We start from the raw sequence: 19327 nt of genomic DNA, 5'->3' as shown, positions 1-19327 counted from the left end.
TACGGCTAAGTCCAACATGGCTTAAAACAGCATGGCGCGGCGACTTAATGCACTGGGGGCTATGGCTCAGTGCATGCGCTGTTATTTGCTCTGCTATTAATCCTGCTCTAGCCGAAATGCCGACCGATAGCGTAAGCAGCCAAAGGGGGGCGCAGCGCGATATTGTCATCGCTGATGCTAACCAGCCTGTTGCGGTGAAAATGATCGATGTCGCGGTATTAGCCACTCGTGGTAAGTCGGCGGCGCGTCATCGTTGGCAGCCAACGATGACGTGGCTGGAGTCACATATTGCCAATTCCCGTTTTATGTTACATCCGCTAACCTTGGATGAAATGGCCAACGCCGTTGAGCAGCTTAAGGTCGATTTTGTGATAACCAACCCCGGACAAGCGGTACAGCTTGGGCGGCAATTTGATCTCTCTTGGCTGGCAACCATGACCAGCCATACAGGTGAGAGCCAAACCAACAGTATTGGCTCAGCGCTGGTGGTGCGCCGTGATTCCCCCTATTACAGTGTTGAGCAGCTTTACGGTAAACCCCTCTCTGCGGTGGCCAGTAACGCCTTTGGGGGCTATTTAAGTTTGCGCCATCATTTAATAAGTCAGGGTTTTGATGCCAATGCGTTTTTTTCACGTGTACGCTTTTTAGGCTTCCCCATCGATGCCAGTTTGTATCAGCTACGCGATAAGCATATTGAGGCTGCGGTCGTGCCTGCCTGTTTATTAGAAAGCATGGTGACAGATGGGTTACTCGAGGATAACTATCGGGTGATCCAGTCCCGCTCGCCGGCTTACTTTCCCTGCCAAGTGACCAGTGAGCTTTATCCCAATTGGTCATTTGCCAAGACCCAGCGTGCCTCTAACGAATTAGCGAAACAGATGTCCCAAGCCTTATTGGCTATGCCTGCTGAGAGTGAGGCGGCCATTGCCGCCAGAGCGTCAGGTTGGACATCGCCAGTGAGCTTGTTAGCTATCGATAAGTTGTATCAAGAGCTGAACATGCATCCCTTGCATCTGCCTTGGTGGCAGGAGGCCTTTATCTGGCTTGATGATAATCAGCAGTGGGGCTGGTTGCTGTTTGTAACGTTAGTGCTGCTTAATGGCTATCACTTCTGGTTAGAGTATTGTTTTAACCGAAATAAGAAGCAGCTAGAGCAGGCGTTGCACCGACTAAAACACAATGGTGAGCTGCTCGAACATGCTCAGCGCGTTGCCATAGTGGGCGAGCTGGGCACCAGTGTGGCTCATGAAATTAATCAGCCTTTGGCGGCGATACGAAATTACACTGAAGCGGGGTTATTACGTATCGCTAAGCAGCGTCCGCTTGAGGATTTGGTGCCTGTACTTGAAAAAATTCAACATCAGGTGGAGCGAGTCGATAACATAGTGCATCGACTACGAACGATGATCAAGAAGCATGCGGCTGAAAAAAAGTTTATCGATATTAATCAATTGATTATTGATACCATGGAGCTGCTTGATTTTCGTCTTACTAAGCTTGAGATCCCTTACCGTTTGTCACTACAGACGTCATTACCACTGTGTTATATTGACCCGATTGGCTTGCAACAAGTGTTAGTGAACCTCGTCACTAATGCCATTGATGCCTGCGTCAGTGCGCAGCACACAGATGTGACTTGGCAGCCAGAAATCGTCATTGAGAGCCATTACCAGGATAACGTTTTAACCTTAACGGTTAGCGATAATGGCATTGGTATCTCAGCAGAACAAGCCGCAGCGACCCAGGCCTTTGTGAGCACAAAAACACAAGGGCTGGGGCTAGGACTAGCAATTTGCCGTGATGTGATAGAAGATCATGCAGGGCAAATGAGTTTGAGCCCGATTGCGCCTCATGGCTGTAAAGTCACCATTGTTATCCCTGTATCGTTACCTCAGTGAGTAGAAAGTCCCATGAATAATCGCCTTACTAACTTGCCCGTGTATGTTGTCGATGATGATCAGTCTGTCAGGGAGTCTCTGGCATTTTTACTCGAAGAGTATGAATTTAATGTCGCAGTGTTTAGCGATGGTCAGCACTTTCTTGACAACGCAGCGCTGACGCAACCGGGTTGCGTGATTTTAGATAGCCGAATGCCAGTGCTGCGTGGTCAGCAAGTACATCAACATTTACGCGATAATCACAGTCCGCTAGCGGTGATCTATTTAACTGGCCATGGCGATGTGCCCATGGCGGTCGATGCGCTGCATGCTGGGGCGGTCAACTTCTTCCAAAAACCGGTTAATGCCGATCAGCTGGTGGCTGCGATCAATCTTGCATTGGAAAGCTCAATGCAGCAGCTGGATAAATTGGCTAGTATCGATGCTTACCAGTCATTAACCGAACGTGAGAAAGATATTTTGCGGTTAATTGTTGCCGGTAAACGTAATCAAAAAATTGCCGATGAGCTGTGTATCGCTATGCGCACCGTTGAAGTGCATCGCGCCAGTTTATTGAAAAAATTTGCCGCCAAAACTGTGGCAGAACTCGCCTATATTTATGGCGTGCTGCATTCGTGATTGTATCACCGATCTGCCTCTTTAATTAGGCGTACTTAAACAATGACAGGCCACCTTACGTGACATCTCAATCTGTAACACCCAGCGCTGCCATATCTCAGCCTACTCGCTTAACCTCTGCTGGGGGGCAATCGATTAAAGGCCGAATATTGACTCGCCATCATGTGGGCAACGCCCTGCATTATTACCTAAAAACCCTCGATGGCCCCGTACGTGTGGTGATCAACGACAGTGAGCGAGTCTGCTTTTGTCGCACCCAAGATGTCGCTCAGCTGTTATCGCCTTTAGCGCACCAGTCTGTTCGTACCGAAGCGCTGACACTAAAGACCTTTGATCATCAAGCGGTAACGGCGCTTTACTGTGGTAATAGTCAAAGTTTTCGTCAGTTAGTCAGAGAGGCGACCGACTTAGGAATAGCGCTGCACGAAGCCGATATTCGTCCTGAGCAACGCTACCTCATCGAACGTTTTATCGCCTTAGATGTGGAGTTTGTCGGTGAATGGGTGCCAAATGAGAGTATCAAGACGCTTATCGGACATCGAGCCCGTCGTACAGATATTGATGTCACACTTTCTATCGTCTCTCTGGACTTTGAATGCTCAATGAGTGGCGAGCTTTATAGCGTTGGCTTATATGGCAAGGACAATGAGGGGAAAGCGATTGAGTTAGTTATTATGGTCGGCAACGAGGAAGGCGTGAATCCTCCATTGGCTGCTAGCAGCGTCACCTATATTGAATGGGTAGATAATGAAGCGGCGCTGATTATCGCCTTGATTAACTGGTTTGCACGCTTTGATCCCGACATTATCATTGGGTGGGCCGTGGTCACTTTTGACTTAGCCTTGCTGTATCGCCGTGCAGCTCTCCATCAAATTCCGCTTAAGTTGGGACGACATCATCAGCTGTTAACGTGGAAGGTGGAAGGTAAGTTTCGTCCTGAAACCTTGGTGCTTCCAGGACGAGTGGTGCTCGATGGCATCGATTGGCTCAAGGCTGCATTTTATCAGTTTGATAGTTATGCTTTAGACAATGTATCTCGTCAGCTGCTTGATGAGGGCAAAGCGATTGATAATGTGGCCAATCGGGGCGAGGAGATCACCACCTTATTTAATGAAGATAAACTGGCGTTGGCCCATTACAACATCACAGATAGCCGCCTGGTGTGGGACATTTTTCAAAAAACGTCGCTGACCGAGTTTGCCCTTGAGCGTTCAAGACTAACAGGTTTGGAGTTTGGCAGAGTCGGAGCCTCTGTCGCCGCGTTTAATAATCTCTATTTACCGCATCTGCATCGCGCCGGATATGTCGCGCCAAGTGAGCCAGCAAGTGATGGCATAGAAAGCCCAGGTGGTTATGTGATGGATTCCATCCCTGGGCTTTATCAGCATATTTTAGTGCTCGATTTTAAGAGCCTATACCCTTCTATTATTCGTACCTTTTTAATTGATCCTAAAGGGCTGATCGAAGGACAGGCGATGAGCGATACCGATACCGTTGCAGGCTTTTTAGGCGCGCGTTTTAGTCGTAATGCGCCTATTTTACCTGACTTAGTGGCGGAGCTGGCCACTAAGCGCGAGCAAGCTAAGCGAGAAGCGAACGCACCATTGTCACAGGCGATAAAAATCATCATGAACTCCTTATACGGGGTATTGGGATCGCGGGGGTGCGTGTTTCATGATGCTAAGTTAGCCAGCTCAATTACCCTGCGTGGACATGAGATCATGAAACAAACCCGTCGATGGCTTGAAGAGATGGGGTTAACAGTGATCTACGGCGATACCGATTCTACTTTTGTGCATTTAGCTGATGTGAGCTCAATTGATAATATCGATGATTTCGCGCGTTCACTGGTGACTAAAATCAATAGAAAATGGCAACAAAGGCTAAAACGTGACTATAATTTAGCCTGTTATCTTGAGTTGGAGTATGAACGTCACTTTGAACAGTTTTTTATGCCAACCCTGCGTGGTTCGTTAGAAGGTTCAAAAAAGCGTTATGTCGGTGCCTATACCCAGAAAAATGGTGAATTAAAACTGGTTTTTAAGGGGATGGAGCAGGTGAGAAGCGATTGGAGTCCTGTAGCACGACAAATACAGGCTGAACTCTATCTTCGCTTGTTTACCAAACAAGATGTGGTGGAGTACTTAAAAAGCATGATAGTCGCGCTGCAGCGTGGCGAATTAGATGATCTATTAGTGTTTTCTAAGCGATTACGCCGCAATATTGAAGATTACACCGCAAAGTCTGCACCGCATGTCAAAGCCGCTACATTGTGGTGTGAGCGCAGTGGAGATAGTCGTTTCGGTAAACGAGGCTGTAAAGTGGAGTATGTAATGACAACCAATGGGGCTGAACCAAGGCAGTATTGTCATGGGAATATCGATTATCAGTATTACTTGGATAAGCAGATCGCGCCCATTTCTGATCCAATACTTACGATTTTGGAGCTTAGTTTCACCGAAGTGGCGTCAAAACAGCTAACGTTAATATAGTTGTTATTATTTTAATGGTTGTAACTCCGAGTGTTAATGCATGGTTTTGGGTTTGGGTAAGTATGGTTTCATTCGGTGGCTGAGTGAAATAAAACTGCAATTTATGCGATATTCAGCTTTGAGTGACAACTGATCTTTTGTTAGTCTCAATTTGGAATGGGAGTGAAATAAAACAACGGAATGTAGCACTAAAGTTAACATAAAAAGTTAGCAGCAAACTGAACATTATAAAAGGTTAAGCCAACACATGAAGAAGAGTTTAATAGCAACAGCATTAGCGGCTGTCATTTTTGTACCAGCAGCATCAGCTATCGAAATTTATAAAGACGATAAAAATGCTGTCGAAATTGGTGGTTTTATTGACGCCCGAGTTATTAACACTCAAGGTGAGACCGAGGTTGTTAATGGCGCGTCACGTATCAACTTCGGCTTTACTCGTGATATGAGTGATGGCTGGAAAGCGTTCACTAAATTGGAATGGGGCGTAAACCCTGTTGGTAATAGTGATATTGTCTATAACAACCGTTTTGAATCAGTTCAGGATGAGTTTTTTTATAACCGTCTAGGTTATGTCGGCATCGTCCACGACATCTACGGTACCCTAACCATAGGTAAGCAATGGGGCGCTTGGTACGATGTGGTTTACAGCACAAACTATGGCTTTGTTTGGGATGGTAATACTGCTGGTGTATACACTTATAACAAAGATGATGGTGCTGTAAACGGTGTAGGCCGTGGTGATAAAACGGTGCAATACCGTAACTCATTCGGTGATGTCAGCTTTGCTGTACAAGCACAGTTGAAAAATAGCAGTTTCTATACGTGTGATTCAGATAATATCTCTGAAGAAGCATGTGAAGCGCTTTGGGTAAATGGCGATAGAGCGGCGCAACAAGTTGAGTTTAACTATACTTACGGCGGTGCAATTACTTATGCGGCAACTGAAAAATTGACCCTTACTGCAGGTGTAAACCGTGGTGAGTTTGACGTTCGTTTTGGTAATGGTGAACAAACAACGGCAGTCGATCTTATCTATGGTGCTGGTGTGACTTGGGGTAACTTTGATGATGCTGGCTTCTATGCGGCGGCTAACGTAAATAAGCAAGAAAACCATGATACTGATAACATCGGCCGCTTAATCAAAGATGCGTGGGGCGTAGAAAGTTTATTCTCTTACACCTTCGATAATGGTCTACGTCCATTTGTATCATATAACATCTTAGATGCGGGCGATGATTATGTTATCCAGCCTAACTTCAACGCCGATCCTAACGATGTATTTAAGCGTCAATTTGTGGTTGTTGGTTTGCACTATGTGTGGGATAACAATACTGTGCTTTATATCGAAGGTCGTAAAGACTACAGTGATTTTACTAGCGCTGATAAAGAGCAAGAAGCGAAAATGTCGTTATCTGAAGATGATGGTATCGCTATTGGTATTCGCTACACACTATAAGTTGGCTGTTTAACATCGTCATCTTGAATAAAAAGCGCTTCATCATGAAGCGCTTTTTTTGACTGTTCACAGCACTTTTACATAATTTTTTGATAGTTGTTCTATCCAATATCGTATTTGTCGTGAGGGCGTTCACTGTGTTGATAACGCCGGCGTTAACACATTGTGTGCGAGTTTTACTTCTTTCATTTTAACGGCCTATTTTACCTATCTCTTTTGTTAATAGTGTTTGCCCTATCATGATGGTGTCCTGGTGTCCTGTTGTCCTGTTGTCCTGTTGTCCTGTTGTCCTGTTGTTGTGTGTTAGTTGTTAATTTTCTGGTGTCAGCCGTAACTAATTGTTTATATTCATTCGTGAGTGAAGATTGATTGAAGGAGGCTGGCGCTATTGTGAATTACATAGCCTTTTTCGCTATTAAACGAAAAATATCTACATTATAAAATACTCATGTTAATGCTATTCGTGATCCTCGGTGAAATATTTTTTATATTTTTCAATCTGATTAAAAACCAAAGTGGTGAGGTTAGTTCGTACTGACTATTTAATGTAGATAGTCTATAGGGCTTAGTGTTAAGTACGACAAAACTGACTGACCATATATTTAATAAGGTTTTCCTTCCATTTGCTTTTGGATCCATTTGTAACATCCAATTCAGGTGTCAATTCATCTTGATTGTCTAATTTAGTGTTTGCGTGTTACCGGGTGAGGTGAGTATCTATGATTTTTATCTACCTGATAAATAATATTTTATGTTGAATTCTCTCATCGAGTTAATAGCGTGTTATGGGTTATGACAAGGAAAATGGTATATAACATTCCTGTTTAAACGCTTATAAATTCGGCTTTTAATAGTTAGCTTGTAAAAAATGGGCTGTAAGTGTTGCGAAATTGTTTCTCTTATGGTCTTATCTTGCTTAGAAATCTAGCCGGTAATGTTGCTTTCGTTGTCGTGTTAGATATTCGCAATAAAATAAAAATGATGTCCAGGGAGAAACAACATGTATAAAAATAGCCTATTAGCTAACTCAGTGCGTATCGCGCTAGTTAGCGGTGCTGCGTTAACCGCTTTCACTGCACCAACAGCCTTTGCAGCAGATGAAACGGCTGATAACGTTGAACGCATAGAGGTGACTGGTTCACGCATTAAACGTGCCGACTTGGAAACTGCGAGCCCAATCAGTGTGATCGATGCTTCATCAATCATTGCATCTGGTGCAACCTCTATTGATGATGTATTGCGTAATATGACATCTGCTGGTGGTGCCATGACTAACGCGGCCATTAACAATGGCTCACAAGGTAATGCACGTATTAACCTACGTGGTCTTGGTTCTAATCGTACGCTTGTGTTAGTTAATGGTCGTCGTATGATTGCCTCAGGTACTGGTGCAGCTTCAACAGTGGACTTAAACACCATTCCAGTATCAATGATCCAGCGTGTTGAAGTACTCAAAGATGGTGCATCTGCTATCTATGGTACTGATGCGATTGCTGGTGTTGTTAACGTCATTTTGAAGCGCGATTTCGAAGGTTTTGAAGTTAATGTCCAAACGGGATTGAGTGGTGAAGGTGATGCTGATGAAACGAGTATCGATTTCACTCTTGGTAACACGTTTGACAAAGGTAATATTGTTATCAATGGTCAATACACCAAACGTGGTGATGCGAGCCAAGCTGACCGAGATTTTTCTAAGTGTCCAATTGCTGAAACAGCTGATGCGAGCGATATCTACTGCGCTGGTAGTGGTTACTCTCAGGGGGGGCATATATGGGGAGATAAAAACCACGGCATAGTCGGTTCAGGTCAAGATGGTGCTTATGCAATCGGTGATTCCGGTTACTATGGTCACTATGTAGCAGACCCTAAAACGGGTAAACCAGTATGGGAAGCTTTTGCTGATAAATCGGTTCCAGACCTAAGTGGTTTAGGCGGGCAGTATCATGACTTTACCGATGCAGATCGTTACAACTATGCTGAAACTAGTTACCTGTCAACACCAATGGAACGCTTAAATCTATCATTTTCGGGAACTTATGAGTTAAGTGACTCTATTATGTTTTTCTCGGAAGCTATGTATTCTAAGCGTTGGTCAAATCAGCAAATGGCGCCTCAACCTATCTGGAATAGCTCTCCTTGGGCGTATGATTCATCTTGGATGACTCAGGAGCTGGTTGGTTTGGTGCAAGAGGGTGAAAAGCTTGATTACGGTCGCCGTGTGGTTGAGTCAGGTAATCGTTATTTCTCGCAGACAGTTGATACAGTGCGTGTCGTTGTTGGTTTAGAAGGCGAGTTGTCTAATGGCTGGTCTTGGGATGCCTCTTACAATAAGGGTAAAAATGATTCGGTAGATACTCTTGCCAACCTTCATAACTTAGGCTCAATTAACGATGCTGTAATGGCTAAAGAGTTTGACCCATTTAGTCAATCTTCTTGGGAAGGCGAAAGTATTGCACCTTATATTTACACTGAAGTAAATAGCGGTGGCAGTGAATTAGATATTTTCTCTGCAACACTTTCTGGTGAAGTGATGGAGCTTCCTGCCGGTATGCTAGGGTTTGCTGCTGGTTATGAATATCGCGAAGAGTCAGCGCATTTCACTCCCGACTCATTGACATCTCAAGGTCTTGCGAATGATCCACGTGTTGAAGGCACCGCTGGTTCATTTGATGTAAATGAGCTATATGCTGAATTAGCGATTCCATTATTAAGTGATCTTCCTTTTGCTGAGCAAGTGGATTTAAGCGCTGCGATGCGTTACTTCGACTACAGCACATTTGGTGATGATTCAACGTGGAAGTTAGGTCTTACGTGGCGTATGACTGAAGACTTAATGATTCGTGGTGGCCGTTCAACCGCGTTTCGTGCACCAACGGTGAGTGAGCTATACGGTGGTAAGTCACCATCATTTGAGCAAATTAAGCATCCAGCTACCACACAAACACAGGCTGAAGTTACCGTTGGTGGTAACCCAATGTTGACACCAGAAGAAGCAGATATCACAACAGTTGGTTTAGTCTACTCGCCAAGTTACGTTGAAGGTCTGTCTTTTACTGTTGACTATTTTGATATTGCAATTACCAATACCATCACTGAAGTTGACAATAACTATCTAGCAAATCAGTGTTTAGACGCCACAGGCAACAAGATTAATACGGGTGCTGCATTATGTCAGTCTTCTAATATTGAAATTGATGGTACTGGCCGTATTTCATTCGATAATGGCTTACAAAACATAGGTCAAACCAATACTTCTGGTTATGATATTAACGTAGCTTATGTCTTTGAAGGTCTTGGTCTAGATTGGAAAGCCGGTTTAGATACGTCGATTCTTGATACCTATGAAGAGTTTGATCCTGATGGTAATGCCGTTGATTACCGTGGTTATGTCACTGGTGGTGTAGGTGCTTACGCTAAGTTAAAGACTAACTTTAACCTTACCGCAACTGGCGATATATGGAGTGCTACGTATGAGGCACGTTATATCGATGGTATGGATTCATTCGCATGTAAGGATGACCCATCTAAATGTTATGCTCCGAGCGTGGATAGCATTATTTATCACGATTTATCAGCAACCTACGATGTAACAGATATGGTGCGTTTAAGTGGTGGTGTGAATAATATCTTTGATGAAGAGCCTCCATACTATTCAGGTAATAACGATTCAAACACCGACCCATACACATATGACGTGTTAGGCCGCTATTTCTTCGTTAGAGCAAGTGTAAAGTTCTAAAGAGGACAAGTTAACTATACAATCTTTGTGTTGTAGTTAATTAAAGTCAAAAAAATCGAAAATCATGAATTTGATTTTCGATTTTTTTATATGAGAAGCTACCTTACCATGTTAATCGTATTCCAGTGCCAAGCCTGTTTTGTTTTTCCTAGCGTTTCATGTTGTACACGTAACGAGATCTAAAATTAAAGAAAGTATTTGCTATGCCACGCTGGTTAACCATTGGTCGCTGGGCGGCGTTATTACGCCAGTTTAACTATTTCATTTGCTCTATTTCATCGCTGAAAACCCGCTAATGCTTTAATGTATGCGCAACAAATAATCATTTAAATGGTTTTATATCTGCAACTTTGTTATTGCTTAGTTATTTTTGTGTTTAAAAAGGGTGCTCGAGATAAAATGCTTTTTTTTCAGGTGTTTAATTTAGTTTTTAGCATGTTTTATGTTAATGCAGTAGTATCTAACTGAAACATAGTTAGTTGAAAAAACATATCTTATGTAAATTTTGCCGTGTAATCGCCTTTTCATAGGGTTTTAGCCCTTTTGAAATGTTGACATCGGTCAACATTTTGTGAAATGATGCCAGCGGGTCTGCACTTTATATGGTGTGGAGAGGGAAGATAATAACTAACAATCACAAGAGAAATACACACTTATAGTAACGGCATTCTAGCAAGATAAGCAGAAACCCATGTTGCTACAAAGTTAAACTTTTTATTTTCACTTCAAATTGGTTGGGAACTATGTCCAAGGTAAGCAATAGAACTAAAATCGCTACAGCGCTCGTAGGCGCGCTGGCCTTAGCAGGCAGTAACTTAGTGGTTGCCGATCCACTTTCTGATGTACAGAAAGCGGATGCGAGAATTCATTCAGATGCGGCTGCATCGCAAAAGAAAGTTGATAAATTCTACGATCAAGCACAAGACATGGCATTTGAATATGGCCAAGTCGCTGATACGCGTGAATCAACAAAATCATATAACGACTACGTTGCTGGATTGGTTGCAGACCAAGAAGCGACGATGAAACTTATCCAAGAAGACATCAATGGTGTTGATAAGTTACGTCAAGGTGTTGTGCCATTAATGTTTAAAATGGTGGATGCGTTAGAGCAGTTTGTCGCTTTAGATCTGCCATTTAATAAAGAAGTACGTGAAGATCGTATCGAGCGCCTGCGTGAAACACTTAATACTGCAAACGTAACACTTGCTGAAAAATATCGTCTTATTCTCGATGCATACAATATCGAACGCGAATATGGTTCAAAATTGAATGTTGAAACGGGTAAGTTGCAGCTTGATAGCAAAGAGATCTTGGTTGATTTTATCAACTTCGGCCGTGTCGGCTATTACGCTCAAAGTCTAGATCAAAAGTCTGCATGGATGTTCAATCCAGAGACAAAAGCATGGGATAAGCTAGAAGATGGCTATCTGCGTAACATAACTAAAGCTATTCGCCAGGCTCGTGGCCAAGGTGCTCCTGATATGTTCGCGTTACCAATCCCAGCTGCGGAGGCTGCACAATAATGAAAAAGTTAATCTCTACAGCAATCGTTGCTGCAACGCTATCTCTAACAGCGGGAATGGTCAGTGCCGCTGATGCACCTAAGACTATCGATCAATTGTTAAAGCAAGTTCAAAGTGATCGTGCTAATGCGGCTCAAGTCAATAAGAAGCGTGAAGCTGAATTTCAAGCTGAACGTGGCGATAAAGCTGCACTACTTAAGCGTGAAAAAGCAGCGTTAGCCGCTGAAGAGCAACGTGGCAAAGATCTCGCTCAAGCGTTTGCTGATAACGAGCGTAAAATTGCTCAGTTAGAAGAAGACCGCAAAATTGCTCAAGGTGACTTGGGTGAAATGTTCGGTGTCGTTAAAGGTGAGGCCGGTGATTTCGCAGGCAAATTAATATCTTCAAATGTTAGCGCTCAGTTTCCTGGTCGTGACGCATTTATCTCTGAATTAGGTGCTCGTAAAGAACTACCCAAAATTGAAGAATTAGAGAAGTTCTGGGAAGCACAGCTGTTTGAAATGGCTGAGTCAGGTAAAGTGGTTGCATTTAATGCAGACGTTACTGGTATTGACGGTAATGTTAGCAACACTAAAGTGATTCGTGTCGGTGCATATAACCTATTAGCCGATGGCCAATATGTTGTATATAACCCTGATCTGCATCTTATCCAGCAGCTATCTCAACAGCCTGGTGGTGAGCAAGTTGCTAGCGTTAAAAACTTTGAAGGTCAAACATCAGGCGTGCACAAGCTGTTTGTTGACCCTGCGCGCGGTGTTCTATTAAACGTATTCACACAGAAAGCGACGTTAGAAGAGCGCATTGAAGCGGGTGGTACGATTGGTTATATCATTATTGCGCTATTGGTACTTGGTGCGATCATTTCAATCGAACGCTTAGTGACGCTTTATATTGTGGGTGCGAAAGTTAATGCCCAGCGTAAAAACATCGATAACCCTGGTAATAACCCACTTGGTCGTGTGTTAAAGGCTTACCATGACAATAAAGATGTCGATGTTGAAACCTTAGAGCTTAAACTTGACGAAGCCATCCTGAAAGAGACGCCAGCGCTTGAAACTCGTATCTCTATCATTAAGGTCCTTGCAGCTATTGCGCCTATGATGGGTCTACTTGGTACTGTGACCGGTATGATTGCAACGTTCCAAAGCATTCAGTTATTTGGTACGGGCGATCCTAAGCTTATGGCGGGTGGTATCTCTATGGCACTGATGACGACAGTACAGGGTCTAGTTGCGGCATTACCACTAATGCTTATGCATGCCATTGTTATTGCACGTAGCAAGTCAGTTGTTCAAGTACTTGAAGAGCAAAGTGCAGGTATCGTAGCCGAGCACGCTGAGAAGAGGAACGCCTAATGATGCTATACCTGATGGACATCTGGGATTCCGTCAGGGGCTTCATGGCCTCCGGAGGCGACGTCCTCTGGTTGGTTGCGGCAGTGCTATTTCTAATGTGGGTGTTAATGCTTGAGCGTTTTTGGTATCTCAATTTGATTGCGCCAAAAGAACATAACAACATTATCACCGCATGGAATAACAGAGAGGACTCTACCTCTTGGCATGCACACCGTATCCGTGAAGCTTGGGTATCCCAAGCGAAACAAGATATGAATGCTCGTATGCTGATTATCAAAACCTTAGTAGCTATCTGTCCGATGATAGGTCTACTGGGTACCGTAACCGGTATGATACAGGTATTCGATGTGATGGCAGTTCATGGGACGAGTAATGCTCGTATGATGGCAGCTGGTATTTCAATGGCAACCATGCCGACAATGGCGGGAATGGTCGCTGCGTTATCGGGAGTATTTTTTAGTACTCGCCTTGATGCAAAAATGAAGATCAGTATGGAAAAGCTAAAAGACAGCCTGCCACACCACTAGAGAGAGATTGAACATGGCACGTAAAAAGCATTCAAGTATAGAAGAAGAAGCACAGATTGATATGACACCGATGCTAGACATCGTGTTTATCATGCTGATCTTCTTTATCGTAACAACGTCGTTTATTAAGCCCTCAGGTCTTGACTACAATAAACCTGAAGCTTCTCAAGCGACGACTCAGAAGTCTGCAAACATCTTTATTGGTGTTAGCAAGACAGGCGTGATTAAGATGGAAAACCGTCAGGTTGACATCGAGCGTGTAACAGCTAACGTAGAACGTATGTTAGCTGAGTCACCAGAAGCGGCTGTGTTGATTGAAGCAGATAAAGAAGCTGAGCATGGCCTTGTTATCAAGGTTATGGACAACGTGAAGAAAGCCGGTATCGACAAGATTTCGGTATCAGCGGGGAAAGATTAATATGCTCAGAGCAATAGTATCATTATTAATTGGTGGTGCTGTTACTTTTGCCCTGTTTGTATTCATGGCCTTCTTGGTCGGTGGCGGCGCTAAACGCGCCGACACCGCAACTGAATCTCCAGTGATTGAGATCAGTATGGATAAACAGGATACAAAAGTGCAGGATAAGCCTAGGGTAAAACCTAAGCCACCTACACCGCCTGAGCAGCCACCTTTGCCTGATACCCCACCACCAGATAGCTCATCTGATATCGACACTAATATGTCGTTTAATATGAGTGGTGTAGTGGCAGGTTCTGCGAGCACAGGCTTTAAGCTTGGTAATATGATGACTCGTGATGGTGATGCGACGCCAATTGTGCGTATCGAACCACAATATCCTATCGCTGCTGCTCGTGATGGTAAAGAAGGTTGGGTACAACTTAGCTTTACTATTAATGAATTGGGCGGTGTTGACGATATCGAAGTGATCGATGCAGACCCGAAACGTATTTTCGATAGAGAAGCTAAGCGCGCACTCAGAAAGTGGAAATACAAGCCAAAGATTGTTGACGGTAAAGCCCTTAAACAGCCTGGTATGACGGTTCAACTTGACTTTAAACTCGATGGAGGCAAATAGAGATGCAAAAAGTGAATACGCTTGCAACTGCACTATTGTTTGCTATCGGTGGTAGTCTTGCTGTAGTGCCAACTGTAAATGCTGCGAAAAAGTGTCCCATTGAAAAGCGTCAGTCTAAGGCTGTCGGTCAAAACTCTGCTAAAAAAGTGCAGAAGTCTTTTGAAGCTTATCAAGAAGGCAACATTGACGAAGCGATTGCAGTATTGCTTGAAGCCAATCCACGCGATGATTTTGATAAGGCCTATATTGCCCGCATGTTGGGTAACTTTTATGCCGAAAAAAATCAGATGGCTACTGCGATTAAATACCTTAAAACGGCCGTAGATGCTGACATTCTTGGTGGTACTGATCATGGTGCAACGCTGCGTTTGTACGCGGACTTGTTAATCCAAGAGAAGAAGTTCAAAGAGTCTATTCCGCAATATTACAAGTGGATGGAGTTTACCTGTAAGGAAGATGCACAAGTGTATCGCCGTATAGGTATTGCTTACTCTGAACTTAAAGAGTGGGATAAAGTACTACAGGTCGTTGATAAAGGTCTTTCTATCAGTGATAAGCCAGATAAAGGCTTATATCAGATGAAACTGACGGCTTACTTCAACAAGAAAGATTATAAAAATGCCGTTAAAGTACTCGAGACCATGGTGCCATTGTTCCAACAAGATGGCCGTCTATGGGTACAGTTAGCACAGTTTTATCTGATAACTGAAGACTACACTAAATCGTTGGCGACTTATGATCTGGCTTATAAGAATGGATTTTTAGAAACCGCTGGTAATATCACCCGTTTAGCGCAGCTACTTGCGCAAAATGGTTCACCTTACAATGCGGCAAAAATCTACGAAAAGCATTTAAAAAGCGGTCTGATTGAAGAGGATGAGAAAACGCTCTCAATTTTGGCTGGCTTTTATCATAATGCGAAAGAGCTTGATAAGGCTGCCACCTATTATGGTAAAGCCGCTGTCATCAACAATGATGGTAAGTTATTCCTGAAACAGGCACGTTTATTGACATTACAAGAAGAGTACAAGCAAGCAATTCCTGTACTCAAAAAGGCGCTAGCAGCTGGTGATGTGAGTGAAGGTGAGGTTGAGTTTGAATTGGCATTAGCCTATCTTGGCACTAAGCAGTATAAAGCCGCGTATAACGCATGCTTAAAAGCTGCTAAAGACGAGAAGACTAAACGTACAGCTAACAGCTACCTTGCTTACATTAAAGAAAAGGCACGTATTTATAACGTTGCACTTTAACTTGTTGAGCCTAAAAAGCCCCTTTATGGGGCTTTTTTTATGCGGTAAATAAAATGGATAAACTATTGCACTTTAAGCTGATGTACCACAGCGTGCTGGCTTTTTTGTTGCTCTAATTGTTGAGACAGGCTACGCACATCGTCGAATAGTTGTTGAATATGCAGCGTGGCGACAGGCTGACACACAGATGCGGCTAATTGGTAATCTATTTTATGAGTATGTTTACGTTGATGCTCATGATTGAAATGAGCGATTTTTTGCTCGATACGTTCAATCACAGTATAAGTACCTTGTGTATCAATATTGAATAGGCCTACGGCAAAGTTGTCCTGATTCATCCGAGCGATTAAGTCGCTAGTGCGCATCAGTGCCTGTTGCACTTGGCCTATGAGTAATTCTAATAAGTGAGCTTGTTTGTCGGTTTCATCAATCTGCGGGCATAGATACAATAAGGCTAATGTTTGACGCTCCCTGATATGGCGATGCCATTCGCGATTAAATATCTCCATAAAGTAGGTTTGGTTATAGACACCCGTTTCGGGATCCCTAAATCCAGAATGATTAAATGAGTAGATCATTGCCAGCTCCTTAGATTAATCTACTGACAAGTATAGAAAATAACTAGCAATTGCACAGAATATGAAGGAAAGCAAAAATGAAGAAAACCATTGTCGCAACGACCATCGCCGCGAGTATTATTCTCGGTGGTTGCTCAGACGCTCAGACGGGGTCGCAGGCCACTGTTACTGCTGATCCTAGTGTCGCCAGTACTACGGTGCAAACTGCTGAACAAGCGTATTTGGCTCTGGCTGATAACTATTTTAAGGATAGCCTAAAGCTTGAGCCGATTTATGCGACTTTTGTGGGAGTTAATGATTATAACGACCAGTTTGGCGGCGCATTGACTGAAACCTATTTAAAACAGCGCCATGAGTTAAACACTCGCTACTTAAAGCAGGTCAAAGCCATTGACCGAGATGCCTTGTCGCCAGCGTTGCAACTGAGCTATGACATGTTTTCTTATGACAGAAACGTAGCACTTGTTTCTGAAACCTTTCCTGAGCATTTCATGCCCATGAATCAGTTTTACAGCACAGTGATCAGCATGGTGCAATTAGGCAGCGGAGAAAGTGCCCAACCGTTCAATACTGTGCAAGACTATACTAATTGGTTATCACGTTTAGCTGGGTTCGTTGAGTGGACTAAATTGGCACAAACTCGTATGGATGAAGGCATTGCCAGTAAAGTGGTGTTGCCCCGAGTCTTGGTGGAGCGCATTATTCCGCAACTGCGAGCGCAGTTGGTCAGCCAGCCGCAGCAAAGCCTATTTTACGCGCCCATTACGCAATTGCCGGCTTCATTTACAGCACAAGAAAAAGCACAGCTGACGCAGCAATATACCCAATTTATTGATGAGCAGTTACTACCTGAACTGAGCCAGCTCACAGACTACTTTCAGCACACTTATCTGCCTATGGCCCGCGGCAGTGATGGTTGGTGGGCACTCCCTAATGGAAAGGTCTGGTATCAACACTTAGCCAACTCACATACCACTACCACCATGTCGGTTGATGAAATTCATCAGGTTGGTCTATCTGAAGTTGCCCGTATCTTGTCTGAAATGGATAAAGTACGTCAGCAAGTGGGTTTTGAAGGTAATTTGAACGCCTTTTTTGCGTCACTGTCATCTGAGCCACAATATTTTTTCAATGACCGTCAGGGGCTTATCGATGGTTATATGGTGCTGAAAGATAAAATTAATCTCGAGCTACCCAACTACTTCAATGTGATGCCCAAAGCGGATTACATTGTTAAACCTGTAGAGCATTTTCGTGAGCAGTCTGCTGCCGGTGCCTCCTATGATGCTCCTGCCGTTGATGGCTCGCGTCCTGGGGTATTTTATATCAACACCTTTAATTTAAAAGCCCAGCCGAAGTGGGGCATGACCACTCTCTCGCTACATGAGGCTGCTCCTGGACATCACTTTCAAATTGCTATTAAACAGGAGCTTAGCGATATTCCTCAGTTCCAACGCTTTGGCGGCTACACCGCATTTGAAGAGGGCTGGGCACTCTATGCTGAATACTTAGGCATCGAGATGGGCATGTTTAATGATCCTTACCAATACTTTGGTAAGTTATCAGACGAGATGCTACGCGCTATGCGTTTAGTGGTCGATACTGGCCTGCACGCTAAAGGGTGGAGCCGCGAGCAGGCGATTGAGTATATGAAAGACAATTCGCCAATGGCGGAGTCAGATATTATTGCTGAGGTCGAACGCTACATGGCTATTCCAGGACAGGCTTTATCATACAAAGTGGGCCAATTGAAAATTTTGGCTTTGCGCGCAGAGGCTGAACAAGCTTTAGGTGATAAATTTGATTTAAAAGCGTTTCATGATCAAATTTTGACCTCCGGTTCATTGCCAATGGCTGTGATGGAACAAAAAATTCACCACTGGATCGCCGCGAGCAAGGCATAATCCTCTCTGCTGAACATCATCGTTCATTAAGCCCAGCAAATGTTTTATACTTGCTGGGTTTTATTTTACTTACTTTTGACACACTTTTAGGAGCGATACATGGTACAAGCAACTGCGCGTCATTTATTAGTCAGCAGCGAAGCACAATGCGAGCAATTAAAGCAGCAAATTTTGGACGGCACCGATTTTGCTGATGTCGCTAAAGCTCATTCATCTTGCCCATCTGGCGCTCAAGGTGGTGATTTAGGTTCGTTCGGCCCAGGCATGATGGTGCGTGAATTTGACGAAGTGGTATTTAGTGCGCCATTAAATGAAGTTCAAGGTCCAGTTAAGACCCAGTTTGGTTATCACTTACTTGAAGTGACCAGCCGCGGCTAAACTGAGGCAACACGATGTTTGAGCTATATACCAACAGGTTAAAGATTAGGTCGTTGCAACGTGAGGATTGGCAAGTTTACTTGTCAATCCACCAAGATCCGAGTGTGAACCAATTTGTTCGCCGACCGGATAGTGCTGAGGTTATAGCCGAAAAATTTGCAGCGCGGCTAACACCTTGGGTATTTGAATCGGGTGATTGGTTAACCTTGACTATTGAGGAGTTAATCACGGGGAAAATCGTTGGATTTACCGGTCTTCACGCCAGTAATGTCACACTTGCCCACGCCGAAGTTGGTTATATGCTCAGCCCAGATAGTCATGGTAAAGGTTATGCAACCGAAAGCCTCAATGCCGTGATTGACTGGGGGTGTTTACAGTATCAAATTCACAAGTTTATTGGGGTTTGCGTTAAGGACAACCGTGCTTCTGCCCGAGTATTAGAGAAATGTGCTTTTCAACTTGAAGGCATTTTGCGCCATAACTACAAGCTTGACGATCTTTGGGTGGATGACTGTTATTACGGTTTACTGGCTTCAGAGCGTCCACTGTAGCGTGTCATCATGCACAAG

Annotated in this window: 15 protein-coding genes; 14 read left to right on the top strand and 1 reads right to left on the bottom strand. The window is 43.8% G+C overall.

Going from position 1 to position 19327, the window contains the following annotated elements; genetic code table 11:
• Window positions 1–116 precede the first annotated feature (116 nt).
• The 11 genes from DN599_RS06095 to DN599_RS06045 all read left to right on the top strand — a co-directional run bounded on the left by DN599_RS06095 (window position 117) and on the right by DN599_RS06045 (window position 15898).
• On the top strand, window positions 117–1898 hold the full coding sequence (locus DN599_RS06095) for a sensor histidine kinase (RefSeq protein WP_110456813.1): 1782 nt from the start codon (window positions 117–119) through the stop codon (window positions 1896–1898).
• Between the two features lie 12 nt (window positions 1899–1910).
• Complete coding sequence (locus DN599_RS06090; protein WP_110456705.1) at window positions 1911–2516, top strand: response regulator transcription factor; 606 nt, start codon at window positions 1911–1913, stop codon at window positions 2514–2516.
• A gap of 92 nt (window positions 2517–2608) precedes the next feature.
• Window positions 2609–5008: a DNA polymerase II gene (locus DN599_RS06085; RefSeq protein ID WP_275426001.1), complete on the top strand. Its 2400-nt coding sequence runs from the start codon at window positions 2609–2611 to the stop codon at window positions 5006–5008.
• A gap of 247 nt (window positions 5009–5255) precedes the next feature.
• Window positions 5256–6464, top strand: coding sequence for a porin (locus DN599_RS06080; protein WP_110456704.1), 1209 nt, complete (start codon window positions 5256–5258; stop codon window positions 6462–6464).
• A 1000-nt stretch (window positions 6465–7464) separates the two neighbouring features.
• A complete protein-coding gene (locus DN599_RS06075) occupies window positions 7465–10203 on the top strand; it encodes a TonB-dependent receptor plug domain-containing protein (protein WP_110456703.1) in 2739 nt (912 codons plus the stop codon).
• A gap of 743 nt (window positions 10204–10946) precedes the next feature.
• Window positions 10947–11729, top strand: coding sequence for a DUF3450 domain-containing protein (locus DN599_RS06070; RefSeq protein ID WP_110456702.1), 783 nt, complete (start codon window positions 10947–10949; stop codon window positions 11727–11729).
• Window positions 11729–13084, top strand: a complete 1356-nt coding sequence (locus tag DN599_RS06065) for a MotA/TolQ/ExbB proton channel family protein (protein WP_110456701.1) — start codon at window positions 11729–11731, stop codon at window positions 13082–13084. The genes DN599_RS06070 and DN599_RS06065 overlap by 1 nt, the downstream gene beginning before the upstream one ends.
• Window positions 13084–13611, top strand: a complete 528-nt coding sequence (locus DN599_RS06060; RefSeq protein WP_110456700.1) for a MotA/TolQ/ExbB proton channel family protein — start codon at window positions 13084–13086, stop codon at window positions 13609–13611. The genes DN599_RS06065 and DN599_RS06060 overlap by 1 nt, the downstream gene beginning before the upstream one ends.
• Before the next feature lie 13 nt (window positions 13612–13624).
• Complete coding sequence (locus DN599_RS06055) at window positions 13625–14029, top strand: ExbD/TolR family protein (protein ID WP_110456699.1); 405 nt, start codon at window positions 13625–13627, stop codon at window positions 14027–14029.
• Window position 14030: 1 nt separating this feature from the next.
• Window positions 14031–14648: an energy transducer TonB gene (locus DN599_RS06050; protein ID WP_110456698.1), complete on the top strand. Its 618-nt coding sequence runs from the start codon at window positions 14031–14033 to the stop codon at window positions 14646–14648.
• Between the two features lie 2 nt (window positions 14649–14650).
• On the top strand, window positions 14651–15898 hold the full coding sequence (locus tag DN599_RS06045) for a tetratricopeptide repeat protein (protein ID WP_110456697.1): 1248 nt from the start codon (window positions 14651–14653) through the stop codon (window positions 15896–15898).
• Window positions 15899–15960: 62 nt separating this feature from the next.
• On the opposite strand, the gene DN599_RS06040 is transcribed toward DN599_RS06045, so the two are convergent.
• Window positions 15961–16476: a diguanylate cyclase domain-containing protein gene (locus DN599_RS06040; RefSeq protein ID WP_110456696.1), complete on the bottom strand. Its 516-nt coding sequence runs from the start codon at window positions 16474–16476 to the stop codon at window positions 15961–15963.
• 77 nt (window positions 16477–16553) lie between these two features.
• Here DN599_RS06040 and DN599_RS06035 point away from each other — a divergent pair, with 77 nt between their 5' ends.
• The 3 genes from DN599_RS06035 to DN599_RS06025 all read left to right on the top strand — a co-directional run bounded on the left by DN599_RS06035 (window position 16554) and on the right by DN599_RS06025 (window position 19309).
• A complete protein-coding gene (locus tag DN599_RS06035; protein WP_110456695.1) occupies window positions 16554–18380 on the top strand; it encodes a DUF885 domain-containing protein in 1827 nt (608 codons plus the stop codon).
• Window positions 18381–18479: 99 nt separating this feature from the next.
• Complete coding sequence (locus tag DN599_RS06030) at window positions 18480–18758, top strand: peptidylprolyl isomerase (RefSeq protein ID WP_110456694.1); 279 nt, start codon at window positions 18480–18482, stop codon at window positions 18756–18758.
• Window positions 18759–18772: 14 nt separating this feature from the next.
• A complete protein-coding gene (locus DN599_RS06025; RefSeq protein WP_110456693.1) occupies window positions 18773–19309 on the top strand; it encodes a GNAT family N-acetyltransferase in 537 nt (178 codons plus the stop codon).
• Window positions 19310–19327 lie beyond the last annotated feature (18 nt).

The organism is Shewanella algidipiscicola, from assembly GCF_900380485.1.
GTDB classification, from domain to species: domain Bacteria; phylum Pseudomonadota; class Gammaproteobacteria; order Enterobacterales; family Shewanellaceae; genus Shewanella; species Shewanella algidipiscicola.
The sequence above is the reverse complement of the archived record's forward strand: the minus strand, read 5'-3'. Positions and strand labels throughout refer to the sequence as shown.

What these genes read in the sequence shown, in the direction of transcription:
- DN599_RS06095 (WP_110456813.1), top strand. Translation starts at nt 117, where the DNA reads ATGCCGACCGATAGCGTAAGCAGCCAAAGGGGGGCGCAGCGCGATATT.
- DN599_RS06090 (WP_110456705.1), top strand. Translation starts at nt 1,911, where the DNA reads ATGAATAATCGCCTTACTAACTTGCCCGTGTATGTTGTCGATGATGAT.
- DN599_RS06080 (WP_110456704.1), top strand. Translation starts at nt 5,256, where the DNA reads ATGAAGAAGAGTTTAATAGCAACAGCATTAGCGGCTGTCATTTTTGTA.
- DN599_RS06075 (WP_110456703.1), top strand. Translation starts at nt 7,465, where the DNA reads ATGTATAAAAATAGCCTATTAGCTAACTCAGTGCGTATCGCGCTAGTT.
- DN599_RS06070 (WP_110456702.1), top strand. Translation starts at nt 10,947, where the DNA reads ATGTCCAAGGTAAGCAATAGAACTAAAATCGCTACAGCGCTCGTAGGC.
- DN599_RS06065 (WP_110456701.1), top strand. Translation starts at nt 11,729, where the DNA reads ATGAAAAAGTTAATCTCTACAGCAATCGTTGCTGCAACGCTATCTCTA.
- DN599_RS06060 (WP_110456700.1), top strand. Translation starts at nt 13,084, where the DNA reads ATGATGCTATACCTGATGGACATCTGGGATTCCGTCAGGGGCTTCATG.
- DN599_RS06055 (WP_110456699.1), top strand. Translation starts at nt 13,625, where the DNA reads ATGGCACGTAAAAAGCATTCAAGTATAGAAGAAGAAGCACAGATTGAT.
- DN599_RS06050 (WP_110456698.1), top strand. Translation starts at nt 14,031, where the DNA reads ATGCTCAGAGCAATAGTATCATTATTAATTGGTGGTGCTGTTACTTTT.
- DN599_RS06045 (WP_110456697.1), top strand. Translation starts at nt 14,651, where the DNA reads ATGCAAAAAGTGAATACGCTTGCAACTGCACTATTGTTTGCTATCGGT.
- DN599_RS06040 (WP_110456696.1), bottom strand. Translation starts at nt 16,476, where the DNA reads ATGATCTACTCATTTAATCATTCTGGATTTAGGGATCCCGAAACGGGT.
- DN599_RS06035 (WP_110456695.1), top strand. Translation starts at nt 16,554, where the DNA reads ATGAAGAAAACCATTGTCGCAACGACCATCGCCGCGAGTATTATTCTC.
- DN599_RS06030 (WP_110456694.1), top strand. Translation starts at nt 18,480, where the DNA reads ATGGTACAAGCAACTGCGCGTCATTTATTAGTCAGCAGCGAAGCACAA.
- DN599_RS06025 (WP_110456693.1), top strand. Translation starts at nt 18,773, where the DNA reads ATGTTTGAGCTATATACCAACAGGTTAAAGATTAGGTCGTTGCAACGT.